13 protein-coding genes are annotated in these 18,195 nt (G+C 70.5%); 6 read left to right on the top strand and 7 right to left on the bottom strand.

Annotated features, from left to right (window positions below; genetic code table 11):
• Positions 1 to 249: 249 nt before the first annotated feature.
• On the bottom strand, positions 250 to 1,056 hold the full coding sequence (locus RCR19_RS32650) for a DUF4118 domain-containing protein (protein ID WP_331268368.1): 807 nt from the start codon (positions 1,054 to 1,056) through the stop codon (positions 250 to 252).
• Positions 1,053 to 3,554, bottom strand: a complete 2,502-nt coding sequence (locus RCR19_RS32645) for an ATP-binding protein (RefSeq protein ID WP_331268367.1) — start codon at positions 3,552 to 3,554, stop codon at positions 1,053 to 1,055. Before RCR19_RS32645 ends, RCR19_RS32650 begins: the two co-directional genes overlap by 4 nt.
• Before the next feature lie 245 nt (positions 3,555 to 3,799).
• Here RCR19_RS32645 and RCR19_RS32640 point away from each other — a divergent pair, with 245 nt between their 5' ends.
• A complete protein-coding gene (locus tag RCR19_RS32640; RefSeq protein ID WP_331268366.1) occupies positions 3,800 to 5,371 on the top strand; it encodes a Na+/H+ antiporter in 1,572 nt (523 codons plus the stop codon).
• 9 nt (positions 5,372 to 5,380) lie between these two features.
• On the opposite strand, the gene RCR19_RS32635 is transcribed toward RCR19_RS32640, so the two are convergent.
• On the bottom strand, positions 5,381 to 6,793 hold the full coding sequence (locus tag RCR19_RS32635; RefSeq protein WP_331268365.1) for a hypothetical protein: 1,413 nt from the start codon (positions 6,791 to 6,793) through the stop codon (positions 5,381 to 5,383).
• A 588-nt stretch (positions 6,794 to 7,381) separates the two neighbouring features.
• Between RCR19_RS32635 and kdpB the strand changes: the two genes are divergently transcribed.
• From kdpB to RCR19_RS32615, 4 genes are all read left to right on the top strand, one after another.
• Positions 7,382 to 9,526, top strand: a complete 2,145-nt coding sequence (gene kdpB / locus RCR19_RS32630; RefSeq protein ID WP_331269616.1) for a potassium-transporting ATPase subunit KdpB — start codon at positions 7,382 to 7,384, stop codon at positions 9,524 to 9,526.
• 336 nt (positions 9,527 to 9,862) lie between these two features.
• Positions 9,863 to 10,666, top strand: a complete 804-nt coding sequence (locus RCR19_RS32625; RefSeq protein WP_331268364.1) for an SDR family NAD(P)-dependent oxidoreductase — start codon at positions 9,863 to 9,865, stop codon at positions 10,664 to 10,666.
• Between the two features lie 248 nt (positions 10,667 to 10,914).
• Positions 10,915 to 11,736 carry a GNAT family N-acetyltransferase gene (locus tag RCR19_RS32620; RefSeq protein ID WP_331268363.1) on the top strand — a complete coding sequence of 274 codons (822 nt, stop codon included), beginning with the start codon at positions 10,915 to 10,917 and terminating at the stop codon, positions 11,734 to 11,736.
• Between the two features lie 303 nt (positions 11,737 to 12,039).
• Positions 12,040 to 13,995: an amino acid transporter gene (locus RCR19_RS32615; protein WP_331268362.1), complete on the top strand. Its 1,956-nt coding sequence runs from the start codon at positions 12,040 to 12,042 to the stop codon at positions 13,993 to 13,995.
• Positions 13,996 to 14,060: 65 nt separating this feature from the next.
• On the opposite strand, the gene RCR19_RS32610 is transcribed toward RCR19_RS32615, so the two are convergent.
• Positions 14,061 to 14,717 (bottom strand): DUF1707 domain-containing protein, encoded by a 657-nt coding sequence (locus tag RCR19_RS32610; RefSeq protein ID WP_331268361.1) that lies wholly within the window; start codon positions 14,715 to 14,717, stop codon positions 14,061 to 14,063.
• Between the two features lie 142 nt (positions 14,718 to 14,859).
• Between RCR19_RS32610 and RCR19_RS32605 the strand changes: the two genes are divergently transcribed.
• Positions 14,860 to 15,867 carry an LLM class flavin-dependent oxidoreductase gene (locus RCR19_RS32605; protein WP_331268360.1) on the top strand — a complete coding sequence of 336 codons (1,008 nt, stop codon included), beginning with the start codon at positions 14,860 to 14,862 and terminating at the stop codon, positions 15,865 to 15,867.
• A 49-nt stretch (positions 15,868 to 15,916) separates the two neighbouring features.
• On the opposite strand, the gene RCR19_RS32600 is transcribed toward RCR19_RS32605, so the two are convergent.
• The 3 genes from RCR19_RS32600 to RCR19_RS32590 all read right to left on the bottom strand — a co-directional run bounded on the left by RCR19_RS32600 (position 15,917) and on the right by RCR19_RS32590 (position 17,640).
• Positions 15,917 to 16,390 carry a nuclear transport factor 2 family protein gene (locus RCR19_RS32600; protein WP_331268359.1) on the bottom strand — a complete coding sequence of 158 codons (474 nt, stop codon included), beginning with the start codon at positions 16,388 to 16,390 and terminating at the stop codon, positions 15,917 to 15,919.
• Between the two features lie 288 nt (positions 16,391 to 16,678).
• On the bottom strand, positions 16,679 to 16,879 hold the full coding sequence (locus tag RCR19_RS32595; RefSeq protein WP_331268358.1) for a hypothetical protein: 201 nt from the start codon (positions 16,877 to 16,879) through the stop codon (positions 16,679 to 16,681).
• 113 nt (positions 16,880 to 16,992) lie between these two features.
• Complete coding sequence (locus tag RCR19_RS32590; RefSeq protein ID WP_331268357.1) at positions 16,993 to 17,640, bottom strand: DUF1963 domain-containing protein; 648 nt, start codon at positions 17,638 to 17,640, stop codon at positions 16,993 to 16,995.
• Between the last annotated feature and the right edge of the window lie 555 nt (positions 17,641 to 18,195).

Here is an 18,195-nt window from a genome sequence, read left to right as displayed (position 1 = left end):
GTCGCGGCCCCGCCGCGTGTCGCCAGGACCACCCGGTCCCCGGCTCGCAGGACGCTCACTCCCCCACTGCGGACGCCGGTCGAAGCCGGGCCGCGCCGGACCGGGCCCGGCGAAGGTGTCCCACCATGCCGGCTGCGTCCGCACCGCTGCGGCGGGCAGCCTCCACCCGTTCTTCCGGAACACCTCGTACGCAATGCGACACCCCGGCTCGCGGTGGCCGGTCATGTCCACGGCGCCCGAGCGATCGGGTCAGCCCTCGCGGGCCGGCCCCGCCGCGTCGAGTACCGCCCTCGTCTCGCCGGCCAGGGTCACCGCGACCAGACGGGCCAGGAGCGGGGGTACGGGCCCCGAGCCGGGGGTGAGCATGAACCGCCCCTGATAGCGGCCGTTGCCGTAGACGCGCAGTTCGATCTCTCCCTCGGGCCAGCCGTCCGCATCGAGGTCACGGCGGCGCCCGCCGTACGTCAGGCTCCCGTCCCGTCGCAGCCGCGGTGGCTGGCCCAGCAGCGTGCCGGACTCGAAACGGCAGTCACGCAAGCCCAGCAGTTCCGTCAGTTCGCCGTTGACGTGGGCGACCACGACGTCCGCGGATCCGGCGGACTGGGCGAGGACGGCCGTGGCGTGCATACGGGCGATGTACGCGGCGTCCGTATCCGTGATCGCCTCCAGGCGCCGGGTCCGTACCGCGAGGTGGGACACGATCAGCCCGACGACCAGCAGGAGCAGCGCCGTCCCGAGGTCGGAGGAGTCGGTGATGCCGAAGGTCCAGTACGGCCGGGTGAGGAAGTAGTCGAACCAGGCCGCCGCCGACAGGGCGGCGAGCACGCCCGCCGCACGGCTGCCGAGCGAGGCGATCGCCACGACCACCACGACGAAGACCAGGGCGGAATCGGTGTGCGAGAGGTCCGTGCGGAACGGGACGAGGGCCACTGCCACCACGAAGGGGGCCATGAGGCCCGCGGCGACCGCCGGCCCTTCGCGCACGGACCATGCTGCGATCGAACCACCGGGGCCCGCCGCGTGGTGCAGCCTCCGGATACCGGTCTCGGTGCTCATGACGCACCTCCTACGCTGTGTGCACTCTGCGGATACACATGCCCGGCCGCCTCGGCGACGGGCAGCGACAGCACCATGGTCAGTCCGCCGCCGGGCGTGTCCTCGGGGGTGAGGGTTCCGTTCATCGCTTCGGCCAGTCCCTTGGACAGGGCTAGACCGAGGCCGAGACCTGTGGTGTTGTCGGTGTCGCCGAGCCGCTGGAACGGCTCGAAGAGCCGGTCACGGCCGGTCGGCGGAAGACCGGGTCCGCGGTCCACAACCCGTACCTCGACCCGTCCGGCCAGCGCGCTGGCGGTCACCAGCACCTTGGACCCGGATGGGGTGTGGCGGACGGCGTTGCCGACCAGGTTGGCGATCACTCGTTCGAGCAGAGGCGGATCCACCAGCAGCACGGGGATGTCCTCCAGGTTCCCCGCCTCGGCCTCCGGGAAATCCGCCAGTGCCGTCGGAAGCACCTCCTCCAGCGCGGTCGCCCTCAGTTTCAGCGTGAGGACTCCCGCCTCCAGGCGGCTGAGGTCGAGAAGGTTCTCCACCAGCCGGTTGAGCTTCGCCATGGACTCGTCGGCGGTCGCCAGCAGTTCGTCCTGGTCCTCGGCCGAGAACTGCACATCGCGGCTGCGCAGCGAGGTGACGGCGGCCCACCCGGCCGCGAGCGGGGTGCGCAGGTCGTGGCCGACGGCCCGCAGCAGCGCCGTACGCATCCGGTCGGCGGCCTTGACCGGTTCGACCTCGGCCGCGGCCTCGGCGAGCCTGGCCCGCTCGACCGCGGATCCCACATGCGCGGCGAAGGCGGCGAGCACACGCCGCTCGGAAGACGACAGGCTGCGGCCGCGCAGCGCCAGGAAGGCGCCGGGGCCCGCGGGGACGGCGGTGACGCCCTCGGCATCCGGTGGTTCGTCCACCAGTTCGGCCGACTCCATGCCGAACGTCTCCCGGGTCCGCTCGAGCAGGGCGGGGATCGTCTGGCCCCCGCGCACGATGCTGCCCGCCAGTGAGGACATGGTCTCCGCCTCGGCCGCGGCGCGCGCCGAACGCCTGGACAGGCGCAGAGAACGGTCGACGACGGCGGCCACGACGGCGGCGACCACCGCGAAGACGGCGAGGGCGAGCAGCGCGTTCGGATCGTTCAGGGTGAACTGCCCTATGGGCGGGATGAACCAGTAGTTGAGCAGCAGGGACGCCGTCACGGAGGCGATGACCGCCGAGGCGACCCCGCCGATGCACGCCACACCCACCACGGCGAGCAGGAAGAGCAGGGCCTCGCTGGTGAGGTTGAGGGTGCCGCGCACCTGGGCGAGGACGACGGTGAGCAGCACCGGCAGCACCAGTCCCGCCACGGGTCCGGCGATCATCCGGGCCGTCGACAGCGTGCGGCGCCGTGAGGGCAGCAGTGTGCCCCGTCCCGCGCGTTCGTGCGTGACCATGTGGACGTCGATGTCACCGGAGAGGGCCGTCACGCTTTCCCCGGTTCCCGGGCCCGTGAGGAACCGCTCCAGGCGGCCCCGGCGGCTCGTGCCGAGAACGAGCTGGGTGGCGTTCTCGGCCCGGGCGAAGTCCACCAGAGTGGTGGTGACGTCATTGCCGACGATCGAGTGGTAGCTGCCACCGAGGTCCTCGACCAGCCGGCGCTGCCGTGCGAGGGAGGCGTGCGACACGCCCGCGGCGAGCCCGTCGCTGCGGGCCACGTGCACGGCGAGCAGATCGCCTCCGGCGGACCGGGCCGCGATCCGTGCGGCCCGGCGGATCAAGGTGTCCCCCTCGGGCCCGCCGGTCAGCGCGACGACCACGCGTTCGCGGGTCTCCCACACCCGGCCTATGGCGTGTTCGGCCCGGTATGTGTGAAGTGCCTCGTCGACCCGGTCGGCGACCCACAGCAGCGCCAGCTGACGCAGCGCGGTCAGGTTCCCGGTCCGGAAGTAGTTGGCGAGGGCGGCGTCGATCTTCTCGGGTGCGTAGATGTTGCCGTGCGCCATGCGCCGGCGCAGCCCTTCGGGAGGAATGTCCACCAGTTCCATCTGATGGGCGCGCCGTACGACCTCGTCGGGCACCGTCTCGTGCTGCGGCACCCCGGTGATCTTCTCGGCGACGTCCTTCAGGGACTCCAGGTGCTGGATGTTGACGGCGGTGATGACGTCGACGCCTGCCGCGAGAAGCCGTTCGATGTCCTGCCAGCGCTTCGGATTGCGACCGCCGCCGGGCACGTTCGTGTGCGCCAGTTCGTCGACCAGCGCCACGTCGGGCCGGCGCGCCAGCACCGCGTCCAGATCCATCTCGGGGAACACCCCCTCGCGGTACTCGCACCGCGCGCGGGGCACGATCTCCAGCCCCTCCAGCATCTTCTCGGTCTGCTCACGACCGTGGCTCTCCGCGAACCCGACCACCACGTCCGAGCCCCGGGCGGCCCGGCGCCGCCCCTCGTCGAGCATCCGATAGGTCTTGCCGACTCCCGGGGCGGCCCCGAGGTACACCTTGAGTCGTCCTGGCCGTACGTCATTCATCGCAGCCGAGGCGCTCCGCTCACTGGCTCAACTCCCACACAGGGACGGGTCACTTCTCGTACTCACTGCTCCCACGGAAGCCCTTCCCGGGCCCGTCCGCGCGGCCGTTAGCGGATCCTTGGCGGCGCTCACGTGGACCTTGACACTGTCTTGACGTGGCCCGAACCCGATAGGGTGAAGGCGGTGTGCCGGGAAGTCTGGTCGGCGAGGAGCCAAGGCGGCTCCGCTCGAGCCCAGGGGACGGCATGCGCAGCGTAGGGACGGTTCTGTCACTCGTCGTACTGGCCACCGTCGTGGCCACCTTCGCCCGCCGATGGCGTATCCCCGCGCCCTCACTGCTCGTGGTCGCCGGCCTCGCCGTCGCACTGCTGCCCGGAACCCCGCAGATCCAGATCAGCCCGGACGTCATCGGGCTCGTCGTGCTGCCGCCCCTGCTGTATGCGAGTGCCGAGGAGATGTCCTGGCGAGAGCTGCGCGCGGTGTGGAAGCCGGTCGGGGTACTCGCCGTCGGCCTGGTCCTCGCCTCGGCGGCCGCGGTGGCGGCGGTGGCCTCGCTGGTGACGCCCCTGCCGTGGCAGATGGCGCTCGTGCTGGGTGCCGTGCTGGCGAGTACGGACCCCGTGGCGGTCACGGCGCTCGGGAGGCGGCTCGCGCTGCCGCCCAAGGTCCAGGTGCTGGTCCAGGCGGAGAGCCTGTTCAACGACGCGACCTCGCTGGTGCTGTTCCGGGTGGCGGTGGGGGTCGCCGTTGCGTCCGCGGCCGCCGACTGGGGTTCGGCGGGCGGCGAGTTCATGGTGCTCGCCGGCGGTGGCACGCTCATCGGAGCCGCGCTGGCCGGAGTGGTCGCGCTCATCCGGCGGCGTACCGAGGACCCCATCCTGGAGACCGTGATCTCACTGGTCACACCCTATGCGGCCTACGTCCTCGCGGAGGCCGCACACACCTCCGGCGTCACGTCCGTCGTCGTCGCCGGGGTGGTCCTCGGCGGGCGGGGCGACCGGCTCACCAACGCCCGCATCAGGCTCCAGTTGCACGCGGTGTACGGCACGGTGGTGTTCCTGCTCGAGAGCGTCGTCTTCAGCCTGATAGGCCTGGCCCTGCCCGCACAGGTGCGGGCGCTGTCCGACGGTGACCGGATCTGGCCGCTGTACGCCCTGGCCGTCGCCGGGACGCTGATCGCCGTGCGCCTGCTGTGGCTCGCGCCCCTGTCCGCGGTCGTACAGCGCAAGGGCGGGATCCAGCGCATGAACTGGCGGGTGCCGATGGTCCTGACCTGGGCGGGCACCCGGGGGGTCGTCCCGCTGGCGGCGGCCCTGTCGATCCCTGTCGCCACGGCGGACGGCGCCGCGCTCACACAGCGGCCCCTCGTGCTCGTCCTGACCACCTCGGTCGTCGTCGTCACCCTTGTCGTCCAGGGCTTCACCCTGGCCCCGGTCGTCCGGCGCTCCGGCATCGCCCTTGAGCCCGACCACACCGAGCGCGAGGAGGCCGCGGCCCGGTGCAGCCTGGCGGGGGCCGGGATCCGGCGTCTGGACGAGCTGGCAGAACTCGAGGCAGCGCCCGACGTGGTCATCGACCGGCTCCGCCGGGGTCTGAACGCCCGCCTCGAGGACGCCCGCGACCGGCTCACGGACACCAACGGCGGGATGCCACAGGAATCCGCCGACCTGGTCTACCGCCAGCTGCGCCGCGACCTGATAGCGGTGGAGTCGGTGGAGCTGCGGCGCCTGTACGACGACCATGCCATCAGCGACACGACCCGCAGACGCCTCCAGCGCTCCCTTGACCTGGAAGAGGCGCGGCTGGCCGACACGTGAGCGCGCGGCTCAGCGGAACTCGGCGAGCCGGGGCCGCAGCCCGAGGGCGGTGAGGGCGGCCGCGGCGAGCAGCAGGCCGCCCGCCCACGGCAGCAGTACGCCCAAGGCCGAGCGCCCTTGCCGCACCGAGGAGTCGAAGTGGGCCTGGTTGACGCCCGTCACCTGGTCCAGCGCGGCCATCCACTCCCCGAAGTGGGCGTTGGACGTGCCGGGCTCCCACCCCATGCAGAACTCGGCCGCCTCGTGCTCCTTGCCGGCCGCGAGGAGAGCGCGAATGGTGCGGTCGTCGCGCTGGTAGACGGCGAAGGCATCGACGGTCTTCTCGGCCGCGGCCCGTTCACCGGGGAAGGTGATGTTGTCCAGTTCGCGCCGGAACTCGCCCGTGAAGCGCAGGTCGTTCCGGTCGTCACGGTAAGCCTTCCAGGTGGCGGCGAGCCCGTCGTAGTACGTCCCCGGAGTGGCGCCCTTGACGCCGTACAGCTGCTGGGACTTGGCGAGGAAGGAGCGCGCGTACCGGTCGCGGCGCTCGGGGTCGAGCAGGTAGCGGCTCTCGTCGGCGTTGGCGTCGTAGGCGACGGCGCGGGCTCGGGAGAGGGCGACGACGGAGTCGAAGGCGTCCCGGCGGGCGACCCGCAGATCTGCGGCGGAGGAGGAGAGCAGCTGAGCTCCGAGGACCACCGCCACCAGGGTGCAGACGGTGGCCGCGAGCACACCGGGGTTGAGGACCCGGTGGAAGCGGCGGGCCAGACACCACTGGAGCAGGCCCAGCACGGCGAGGAGCAGCGCGCCGAGGGCGAGTACGGCGACGAGCTGCGCGGACAGGCCCGAGCGGGCGCGGGCGTACTGCCCGTCGAACGCCCTGTCGTTGGACTCCACCAGGGCTCGCGCATCGGGCAGCAGGTGCTGCTGGAGCAGATCCGTCGCCCGGCGGTAGTCGGCCAGCGCGGCCGCCTTGCCGCCGTTGTGACCGTCGTTCTCCAACGCGCGGCCGAGCAGCTCCTGGTATTCGGCGAAGCCGTCGGTCAGCGACTCGACGGTCCGCTCGTCGGCCCGATCCCCCTGGGCGGCGACGGCGAGGGCCCGCAGATCGTGACCGATCTCGCGGCGTGCGGCCCCGTAGAAGCCGATGGCCTTGTCGTAGGGCGTCACCAGGCGTCCCTGGCCGGCGTTCCCGCTGGACAGCAGGATGTTGGCGGCCTGGGCGTCCATGTCGTTCAGGGCGAGGTTCAGGTCCGCGGCGCTCGTGGTGCGCGGCGCGTCGCGGTCGGCGACGGAGTCCCAGGTGCCGGTGGCGGCCTGACCGGCCAGCAGGAGCAGCAGCGCCAGTGCGGCGGTGAGCGAGACCGTGACCGCGCGCAGGAAGCGCAGACGCGCGGGCAACGTGGCCCAGTAGCGACGGCGCAGAGCGGCCCGCGCGGCCACGGTCTCGCGGCGGAGGTGACGCCTCCGCCCACTCGGCCGCGGTCCCCCTCTCGGCCGCGAGCCGTTGTCCCCCTCGGGCGGGACGACCGCCGGTTGCCGTGGCTCCGCGCCCACCCCCTTCGGGGCGCGTGTTGTTCCGGCCGTGATCGTCACGGTCCCTCCAACGTCTGACCACGGACGGTCGCCCGTCCCCCGTTGCCGCTCAGTCTGCGACCGGTTCCGGCCACGCACGGTCTGCGTTGACGCGCCCCTGATGCGTTCTCAGGCGGCATTGACGGGACCTTTACGGCCCTCGCGAGCGCCCCGTATGAGTGCCGCAAATTCCCGGCCATCCGGGCAGTTCGACTGCCGGACGCGGTTAGGGTCTCCAGCGGTCCGACCAAGAGGCCCGCGGACGTCACTGGCATGACGTCCCGCCGGCGGAAGCTGCATTCCAAGGCGCCTCGGGTCGGCCGAGCGCGCGTGCCCCGTCGTCCCATGTCCGGCCCCGCACGCGCCCCGCGACCAGCCCGTTTCTGTCAGCCCGAACGGTACGTCCGCGTGCCCAGGTGCGTGGACTCCGCTTTCCACCAAGGCACGAAGGTGGCCATGCTCCCCGCCGCTCCTCCGCAGGTCCCGACCTCCCGCTCCGCGCAGGGCGCAGCGGCACCGCCCGCCGGGGGCCGCGCCCCGAGCGGGCTGTTCGAACCGGCCCAGCTCGCCCGCTCGTTCCCGGACGCCCTGCGCAAGCTGCATCCGCGGGTGCTGGTCAGGAACCCCGTGATGTTCGTGGTCTCGGTCGGCGCGGCGCTCACCACCCTCTCCTCCGTCCTGCACCCGACCGTCTTCACCTGGGTCATCAGCGTGTGGCTGTGGCTGACGGTGGTCTTCGCCAATCTCGCGGAGGCGGTCGCCGAGGGCCGCGGCAAGGCACAGGCCGCTTCGCTGCGCAGGGCACGCACGGACACGGTGGCGATGCGGCTGCTCGACTGGCGCTACGGCACCGATCCGCGTCTGGCACGCACGGAACCCGTCCCGGCCACCGCTCTGCGGCCGCTCGACGTCGTTCTGGTCGGGGCGGGCGAGACCATCCCGTCCGACGGCGATGTGATCGACGGGGTCGCGGCGGTCGACGAGTCCGCGGTCACCGGTGAATCCGCCCCCGTGGTCCGTGAGTCGGGTGGCGACCGATGCGGTGTCACCGGCGGTACGACCGTGCTCTCCGACCGGATCGTCGTACGGGTGAGCGCCCGCCCCGGGCACAGCTTCCTCGACCGGATGATCGCGCTGGTCGAGGGCGCGTCCCGGCAGAAGACGCCGAACGAGATCGCCCTGAACATCCTGCTGGCCTCGCTCACCGTCATCTTCCTTCTGGTCGTGGTCACCCTCCAGCCGATGGCCGAGTATGCGAAGGCCGCCCAGTCGACGACCGTTCTGGTCGCGTTGCTGGTCACGCTGATCCCGACCACGATCGGCGCCCTGCTGTCCGCGATCGGCATCGCGGGCATGGACCGGCTGGTGCAGCGCAACGTCCTCGCCATGTCGGGACGTGCCGTCGAGGCCGCCGGCGATGTGAACACGCTGCTCCTGGACAAGACCGGCACCATCACTCTGGGGAACCGCGAAGCCACGCAGTTCGTGCCGCTGCCCGGCGTCCCCGAGAGCCACCTGGCCCGGGCAGCACAACTGTCTTCACTCGCCGACGAGACGCCCGAAGGCCGTTCGGTGGTCGTCCTCGCCAAGGAGCGGCACGGATTGCGGGCCCCCGCCGAGGGCGAGTTGAGTCAGGCGCGATGGGTCGCGTTCAGCGCCCGGACCCGGATGAGCGGCGTCGATCTGCGCTGGGACAACGGAGCGGTCCAGTCGATCCGCAAGGGCGCCGCGACACAGGTCCTGGAATGGGTGCGGATGTACGGAGGAGCGGTTCCGCCCGAGGCCCGAAGCCTCGCGGAGTCGGTGGCCGCCTCGGGCGGCACCCCGCTGCTGGTGGCCGTGTACGACTGGGACGGCCCACGCGTCCTCGGTCTTGTCCACCTCAAGGACGTCGTCAAGGACGGGATCCGCGAACGCTTCGCCGAGCTGCGCCGGATGGGCATCCGCACCGTCATGGTGACCGGCGACAACCCGCTCACCGCACGGGCGATCGCCGAGGAGGCGGGCGTCGACGACTATCTGGCCGAGGCGACGCCGGAGGACAAACTCGCCCTGATCCATCGGGAGCAGGCGGGAGGCAAGCTCGTCGCGATGACCGGTGACGGCACCAACGACGCCCCCGCCCTGGCACAGGCCGACGTCGGCGTGGCGATGAACACGGGCACATCGGCCGCGAAGGAGGCCGGCAACATGGTCGACCTCGACTCCAACCCGACCAAGCTCATCGACATCGTCGAGATCGGCAAACAACTCCTCATCACCCGCGGCTCACTCACCACGTTCTCCATCACCAACGACGTGGCGAAGTACTTCGCGATCATCCCGGCGATGTTCGCGGGTGCGTACCCGGGTCTGGAGTCCCTGAACATCATGGGCCTGCACAGCCCGAAGTCAGCGATCACCTCGGCCATCGTCTTCAATGCGCTGATCATCGTGGCGCTGATCCCGTTGGCCCTGCGCGGCGTGCGCTACACGCCTGCGTCGGCCCACGACCTGCTGCGCCGCAACCTGCTGCTGTACGGGCTCGGCGGGCTGGTACTGCCCTTCGTCGGCATCAAGTTGATCGACATGGTGATCTCGGCGGTGCCCGGCCTCGGCTGAACCGGACCCCGCCGTGCCCGACACACCGTCATGAACACGTATGCGCACGTCAGAGTGGCGTATGGGATCGTGTGGCGGTCTTGTTCCGGGACCGCGGAACGACTTCCATGGACCACGTGAACAGCGCATGGCTCCTCTTCGACCGGCCGCCGAGTCCCGGCGCGACCCGTCGTGCGCCTCGCTGCCAGGAATCGCCCGCGTCCGCCTTCTGACGTCGACGCGTCTTCCGTAGCCCTCGGGGCGCCGTGACCGACGTCCGGCGCCCCTTCTCGTGTTCGCACATCACCGGCCGCCCTGCACGGGCCGAGCCGGCGTGCCCGCATCCCTGGATGGACCATGCCCGACCTTTCGTCCCGTACCGTCCTCGTCACCGGAGCAACCTCCGGCATCGGACTGGAGACCGCGCGACTGCTCGCCGAGCGCGGCGCCACCGTGCTGCTGCACGGACGCACCGCCGAGGAGACGCGGGCGGCCGTCGACCGTCTCGTCGCCATGAGCGGGATCGACGAGTCCCGACTGCGGCCCTGCGCCGCCGACTTCACCCGCCTCGAGGAGGTGGAGGCCCTGGCGGAGCACGTCGTGCGGGAACACCCGCACCTGGACGTGCTGGTGAACAACGCCGGGATGGCGGCACCGGAACGCCACACCGTCACCGCGGACGGCAACGAGATCGCCTTCCAGGTCAACTTCCTCGCGCACTATCTGCTGACCTGTCTGCTGGAGCCGGCGCTCACCAGCGATCCCGGGGGCCGTGTCGTCAACGTCTCGTCCACCCTGCACCGCACGGCGTCGATCCAGTGGGCGGACCCCAACCGTGCCCGCCGCTACTCGCGGCTCGCCGCCTATGCCCAGTCCCAGCTCGCCCTCACCGTCTTCGCGGCCGACCCGCGCGTCACCGCGGTCTCCGTGCACCCGGGCGTCTGCGACACGGCTCTTCTGCCGCTCTACGCGCTCGAGGGTGCCGAACCAGCCGAGGGCGCCACCCACATCGTCCGGCTGTGCGACCCGGCGGTGGAAATCGTCAACGGCGCCTACTACGACCGCGCCGAACGCGTCGACCCGGCGCCGGCCGCTCAGGAGGAGCGCACGGTCAAGCGACTCAACAAGCTGGCGGACCTGCTGGTCGGCCGGGCCGCCTGAACCACCCGTGAAGAAAGGGAGTTGACCCGCATGTCCAAGCGTGCCCGCAAGAAGAGGGCCCGTCGCAGGAAGAAGGCGAACCACGGCACCAAGGCCGGCCAGGCGTAACACCGGCCGGAGGGCGGGGCGGGCGTCCCCAGACGGACGCTCCCCCGTTTCCGGTGTCCTCACTCACCGTCGAAGCGTCTTCACCGTCAAGGCTCCGCGACCGTCGAAGCGTCTTCACCGTCCGACGTGGAGGCGTCAAAATGATCGAACTCGCATCCGACCGGCTTCCGGCACTCATCCGCTGGCTGCCCACCGGCGCCCCGGGCCCGGCCGTAGTCGGCGAACACGTACTGGGCATCGGCATCGGCCACTGGTGGGCGGACCGAGCGGACCGCCCACGCGCGATTGCCGTGTCGTGCGCGGGATACGCCGTCCTGCGCGGAACGCCGGACGCGCTCACCCCGGAGGCCCTGGCGCCCCTGGCGCACCACTACATCGATGCCCCCGCCCGTTTCCTGCCCACTCTGCACTCGGCCTTCGACCGGCTCACGCCGTGGGAGCGCATGGTGTGGACCCTGCAGGACGAGCCCCACCCCACGCCCACCCCGCGGGGCCTGACCGTGCGTCGTCTCGGGCCGCGCGACACCCGGGCCCTGGCGGCGCTCGACTCGGACGCGGCGTGGATCCACGCCGCCTGGGGCGGCCCGGCGGGACTCGCCTCCTCCGGTCACGGCTGGGCGGCGGTGGACCGCGCCGGTGATCTGCTGGCGGTCGCGAGCACACACTTCCGCGGCACCCGCTACGAGGACGTGTCCGTCTTCACCCGCCCCGACCACCGCCGACTCCACCTCGGCCTGGCCTGTGTCACCGCCCTGTGCGCGGACATCACCGCGCGCGGCCACCGGCCGAGCTGGAACTGCTCGACGCTGAACCGCGCCAGCAGGCTGCTGGCTTGGACGGCCGGCTTCCGGCTGGTACGCGAATACGTGCATCACGCGGCCGGAAGCCCCATCCGGAACGGGCTCCCCACGCCCGGCGGGCGACCCTCCGGGAAGAGCACAGCCGCGCAGGGCGCTTGCTGACCGGGGCCCGCTTCCTCACCGGAGGCGGGCCCCTGATTCGCGGTGTGACGCTGTGTGTTCGCCTCGGGTCGGGCGGCCGTGCTCACCGGCTCTGCTCCCGTGTGCGTCGGCTTCCTGGCCTTTTGATGGGCCATTGATGCCGGTTTGATGCGACATTGATGCCGACACGGTCGTTCTTAACGGAAGCTTGACGCCTGCGGCTCCGCCATCCGTGGGCCCGCGCGTCACTCTCTGCATACGCTGGTGCGGCCGTCCGTGTGATGGCCGATTCCCGCACCGAGCCGTACACAGGAGAGCGCGCCGATGGCCACCACCGAACACCCACCACCCGCGAGCCGGCTGCGGGCGTGGATGCTGGAGGGGCTGTCCGACATGGGCAGGGGCTCCGCACAGCAGCCCCCCACCGAGCCCGAACCCCCGCACAAGGGCCAGCCCTGGTGGCGGGTGATGTGCCTGACCGGCGTCGACTACTTCTCCACCCTCGGCTACCAGCCCGGCATCGCCGCCCTCGCCGCCGGACTCCTCTCCCCCATCGCCACCATCGTCCTGGTGATCGTCACCCTCGCCGGCGCCCTCCCCGTCTACCGACGCGTCGCCAAGGAAAGCCCCCACGGCCAGGGCTCCATCGCCATGCTCGAACGACTGCTCTCCTTCTGGAAGGGCAAGCTCTTCGTCCTGACCCTGCTCGGCTTCGCCGCCACCGACTTCCTGATCACCATCACCCTCTCGGCAGCCGACGCCTCCACCCACCTCATCGAGAACCCCCACCTCACCAGCACCCTCCACGGCCACCAGATGGTCATCACCCTGCTCCTGATCGCCCTCCTGGGCGCGGTCTTCCTCAAAGGCTTCCTGGAAGCCATCGGCGTCGCCTTCACCCTGGTCGGCATCTACCTGGCACTCAACGCCGTGGTCGTCGCCGTCGGCCTGTGGCACGTCGCCACCGCCGGCCACGTCGTCACCGACTGGACCGGCGCACTGACCACCGAACACGGCAACGTCTTCGTCATGGTCGGCCTCGCACTGATCGTCTTCCCCAAACTCGCCCTCGGCCTGTCCGGCTTCGAGACCGGCGTCGCCGTCATGCCCCACGTCCAGGGCGACCCCGAGGACACCGAGGAAAAACCCACCGGCCGCATCCGCGACACGAAGAAACTCCTCACGACCGCCGCGCTGGTCATGAGCGGCTTCCTCATCACCACCAGCTTCATCACGACCCTGCTGATCCCGGAGAAGGAGTTCCGGTCGGGAGGTGCCGCCAACGGCCGTGCGCTGGCCTATCTGGCGCACGAGTATCTGGGCAACGCCTTCGGCACCGTCTACGACGCCTCGACCATCGCCATCCTGTGGTTCGCGGGCGCCTCCGCGATGGCCGGGCTGCTCAACCTGATGCCCCGCTATCTGCCTCGCTACGGCATGGCCCCGCACTGGGCGCGCGCCGTGCGGCCGATGGTCATCGTCTTCATCCTGGTCGCCTTCCTGGTCACCTGGATCTTCGACGCCGACGTGGACGCGCAGGGCGGCGCCTACGCCACCGGTGTGCTGGTGCTGATCAGCTCCGCCGCGATCGCGGTGACCATCGCCGCCCGCAAGGCCGGCCAGCGCAACTGGACCGTCGGCTTCGCGGTGATCTCGGCTGTCTTCCTCTACACCACCGTCGTCAACGTCATCGAGCGGCCGGACGGTGTGAAGATCGGCGCCTGTTTCATCGCCGGAATCATCCTGGTGTCATTGCTGTCCCGGCTGGCCCGTGCCTTCGAGCTGCGGGTGACCAGCGTGAGCCTGGACACCATGGCGGAGCGGTTCGTCCGCGACATCGCCAGCCGCAAGATCCGGTTCATCGCCAACGAGCCCGACAGCAGGGACGCCGCCGAGTACCGCGACAAGATCGAGCAGATCCGGGTCGACAACGACATAACGCCTCAGGAGGACTTCGTCTTCGTCGAGGTCACCGTGGGCGACCCCTCCGAGTTCGAGGCGGGGCTGACCGTGCGCGGTGAGGTGCTGCACGGCCGCTACCGCGTACTGACCCTCGAGTCGTCCTCGATCCCGAACGCCCTCGCCGCCCTCATGCTGTACGTCCGCGACACGACCGACTGCATCCCGCACATCTACTTCGAGTGGACCGAGGGCGATCCCTTCCGCAACTTCCTCCGCTTCTTCCTCTTCGGGCAGGGCGAGGTGGCACCGGTGACCCGCGAGGTGCTGCGCGAGGCCGAGCCGGACCGCAAGCGCCGGCCCCGCGTCCACGTCGGCTGAGCCGTGACGGCGGGTCGGTTTCCCGGAGGAGTGAAGCTCGCGGACCGAACTCCCGGGAAGACCGATCAGCCGGTCCGCGACGGGTGGGCTGCACGCTCACGAAGCAGCCACTGCCGGAAGCTGCGCCGCTGGGGGCGGACCAGCACCCGCGCGTAGTTGACCTGGCCGACCAGCTCGATGCGCAAGGTCACCGGCGCACCGGCGTCGGTGACCTTCTGCGTCTTGATCTTGGCGTATCCCGTGGCCGGCGCGTCGGTGTCCACCACGATTCCCGGGCGGGTCAGCAGGTTCAGGGCGCTGCCGCGCAAGTCGAGGTCGATGCGCAGGGTGCTCCGGGTGATCACCGCCTGGCTGAAGTCGAGCGTCACCTCGCCCCAGGACGAGAAGACCTCCATCTGCCGTGGTACCACCCAGCGGCCGTCGCGTCTGGCCGAACTGCCCTGCTGCTCGATCCGGATGACGTCCTTGACCTCGGCCGGTGTCCCGCCCACCGTCCGCGCCACGGCAGGCAGATCGGCCGTGAGGACGGCCAACTCCCCCATCGTGCGCGCGGTGAGGGCCGCCTCCAGGCGATCGTCCAGTTCGTCCGAGGTCAGCCGTCCGTCTCCCGCCGCGATCCGCAGCACGTCGACGACCCGGTCGCGGTCCGCGTGCGAGGCCCGCAGCCGGCTCGGCGCAATCGGGCCCGCGGACTCCTCGAAGTGCGAGCGCTCTCCCGACATACCTTCACCTCGATCCGGACGGACACCTCGTCCCTGCACTGACGCTATATCGCGTCATACCTCGACGCCAAGCCCGCACCCCGCGGCGAGTGGCCGCCGCGCCGCCCGGGAATCCCACATCGCTCAGGACGTTGAACCTTCCGTGAGTTCAGCGATCGCAGAAACCCGCTTCTCCGTGCTCGACCGCTCGCGCACGCGCGAGGGGCACGACGGCGCCGAGGCCTTGCGGGAGACCGTGGGGCTGGCACAGGAGATGGAGCGGCTCGGCTACCACCGGTTCTGGGTCTCCGAGCACCACGGAGTGCCCGGTGTCGCCGGCTCGGCGCCCACGGTGCTGGCCTCTGCCGTCGCGGCCGCCACCCGGACCATCCGGGTGGGGACCGGCGGCGTGATGCTGCCCAACCACCGGCCGCTCGTCGTGGCCGAGCAGTTCGGCGTGCTGGAGGCCCTCTTCCCCGGTCGGATCGACATGGGCCTCGGCCGCTCCGTCGGCTTCACCGACGGGGTGCGCAAGGCGCTCGGCCGGGACAAGGACGACGCCGACGATTTCGCCGGCCAACTCGACGAGCTGCTTGGATGGTTCCGCGGCACTTCCGCCACCGGGGTCCATGCACGGCCCACGGAGGGCCTGACCGTGCCGCCCTTCGTACTGGCCATGGGCGAGGGCTCCGCGATCGCCGCCCGCGCCGGGCTACCCATGGTCATCGGGGACCTGAGGAACCGGGAGAGGATGCTGCGCGGTATCGAGCTCTACCGGGAGACCTTCCGGCCCTCCGTGTGGGCGAGCGAGCCGTATGTCGTCGTCTCCGGCACGATCGCGGTGGCGCGGACGCCGCAGGACGCCCACCGCATCCTGCTGTCCGAGGCGTGGTCGATGGCGCACGCACGGACCCGCGGCACCTTCCCGCCGCTGCCGTCGGCCGAGCGCGTGGAGTCCCTGCCGATGACGGACAAGGAGCGCGGCTTCTACGAGGCGGGGCTCATCGGCCACATCGCGGGCACCGAGGACGAGGTGGCGCACGAACTGGAGGGGTTGCTCAAGGAGACCGGTGCACAGGAGGTGCTCGTCACGACGAGCACGTACGACCGTGCGGCGCTGGTGGACTCCTATGGTCGACTCGCGCGGATCGCCGGGCAGACACCGGCATAGGGAGGACGGCTTCCCGCCACGCGCCCCCGCCCCCGTTTTCGCCGGGCGGTCAGAGGCCGAGGTCGCTCAGACTCGGGTGGTCGTCGGGCCGACGTCCGAGCGGCCAGTGGTACAGACGCTCCGACTCCTTGATGGGAAGGTCGTTGATGCACGCGTACCGCTTGCGCATCAGGCCGTCGTCGTCGAACTCCCAGTTCTCGTTGCCGTAGGAACGGAACCAGTTGCCCGAGTCGTCGTGGGACTCGTAGGCGAAGCGCACGGCGATGCGGTTGCCGTCGAAGGCCCACAGCTCCTTGATGAGGCGGTACTCCAGCTCACGCCGCCACTTGCGGGTCAGGAAGGCGACGATCTCCTCTCGCCCGTCGATGAATTCGGCACGGTTGCGCCAGCGCGAGTCGACCGAGTAGGCGAGGGCGACCTTCTCCGGGTCACGGGAGTTCCACCCGTCCTCGGCCTGGCGCACCTTCTGCGCGGCCGTCTCCCGGGTGAAGGGCGGGAACGGGGGGCGTGCATCGGTCGTCATGTCATCTCCGTCCAGAGAACGCTCGTTCTCCCCTTGGCGACCACAGTACGAGAACGGTGATTCTCGCGCAAGGCGAGGGGTGCCGGACGACTTACGGAAGCCCCCGCACAGCGGTCCCAGGTCGACCGAAACCCCGGTCGACGGCGTCTCAGCCCTGACGCACAGTCCGGACAGGTCGTGCGGCCGAACAGATGGGCCAGATGGTCGGCCGCGACTGACTCGTGAAGCTGCTGTTCCTCGACGACGATGCGGTCGGCCGGCCCAAGGGCCTGCCGACGACCGACCGGCTTACGTACCAGTGGCGATGTCTGCCAGAACGGGCAGGGCCGCAAAGCCGGCCGTGTACACCGACCCCTGATGGCAGAGAGAGGCCCACAGCTCCTCCCACGCTTCGGATGCCGGCTCGGCATCACCGAGTTCGTCGAAGAGCCACGGTAGGTCGGATGCGAATCCGTAGGCGTGCTCCAGACGGGACCAGTCCAACGTCATGCCCTCGATCATCCCCACACCATCCGGCGTACCGCGGCCCGCGCCCTGTGCCCCTTTCACTTCGCTTCGTGGTGTGCCTGCTTACGCAGCGGGCAGGTGACGGCGCCCCATAGTCACGAGCAGTCGAACCAATGCCCGATGGGGCGATCGGGGCAGGTACGGCATTCGAAGACGTAGACGCCTCCGGCGTCGCCGAGGCACAGCCCGGCGGGGTTGTGCGCGTCGTCCTTCCATCGCCGACCGCCCGATTCGTTCTCGTCGGCTCGGTCCTCCTCGGGAAGCCACGTGCGCCAGGACTCACCGTCGAATTCCCAACTGGACACAGTCAGGAGGTGCTCCATCCGGTTGCCACACCCTTCGCAGTCGGGCCATACCGGTTCCTGCGTCCAGCCCGGGTAGCCGCCGAGCTTGATTCCCGGGGCCTCCGCCAGGTGGTACGAGTACAGCAGGCCGGTTTCGGCGAGCAGTTCGTCGAAGCGGCCCTTGAGGGCGTCGTGAACATCGTCGGGTAGGTCCCGGCTCGGGTACTCGGTCACCTGCTCGGGGTGCACGACACAGCGATCCGGGTACCAGTCCTCAGGAAGTTCAGCGGCCGGCGCCGGAGGGGTCAGCACGTCGCCGACGGCACCTGAGTCCCGCCAGTGGACCTGGGGCAGGGGGTAGCAGAATTCGCCGTGCTCGTAGGGGCACCACAGGACCTGCAACAGGTCTGTGCCCTCGGGGAAGGGTACGGATGGGGCGTCGACACGACGAACCTGCACGATGGGAACCATAGGTACCAAGGAGGCGGGCCGATTCGTGCCGTCCGGGTCGTAGTGCTCCTCCCTGCAAACGGGCCAGGGCTCCGCAACAGGCCAGAGCAAGGGACCTCCTACGGAACTGTCCTCGTGGGTCGGAGAACCAGGACGCGGGTGCAGGCGGACGGACTCACGACGGAAGGGCAGCAGCTCAGGAAAGAGGCTTTCCACGTCGACCGGACGGCTGGGTGTGTGACGGGACATGTGCAGGACTCTAGATCTCAGGTACGACAACCAGCCCGGGACGTGACGGCTGGGCGCGGCCAGGGACCGTTCGCCCTCCGCTCGCTGCACCATTGGTGAACATCGCGGTGGTGTCGTAGAAAAAGAACTCGTCGTCCGTTCCCCACTGGCGACTTGACCCAGGGCCCCTTGAGCAGCTCGGTGAAGTGCCCCGAGTGATCTACGACCGCCCTTGACTTCTGTGATCCTGGCACCGGGACGTGAAGATCAGCGCGGTCCCGAGCGGACCACCGGCGGCGTCGATAATGCACGGGTCATGGAGCATGATCGCTCGGG

The sequence above is a fragment of the Streptomyces sp. WAC07094 genome (assembly GCF_036320405.1).
In the GTDB taxonomy this organism is placed as follows: domain Bacteria; phylum Actinomycetota; class Actinomycetes; order Streptomycetales; family Streptomycetaceae; genus Streptomyces; species Streptomyces lannensis.
The sequence above is the reverse complement of the archived record's forward strand: the minus strand, read 5'-3'. Positions and strand labels throughout refer to the sequence as shown.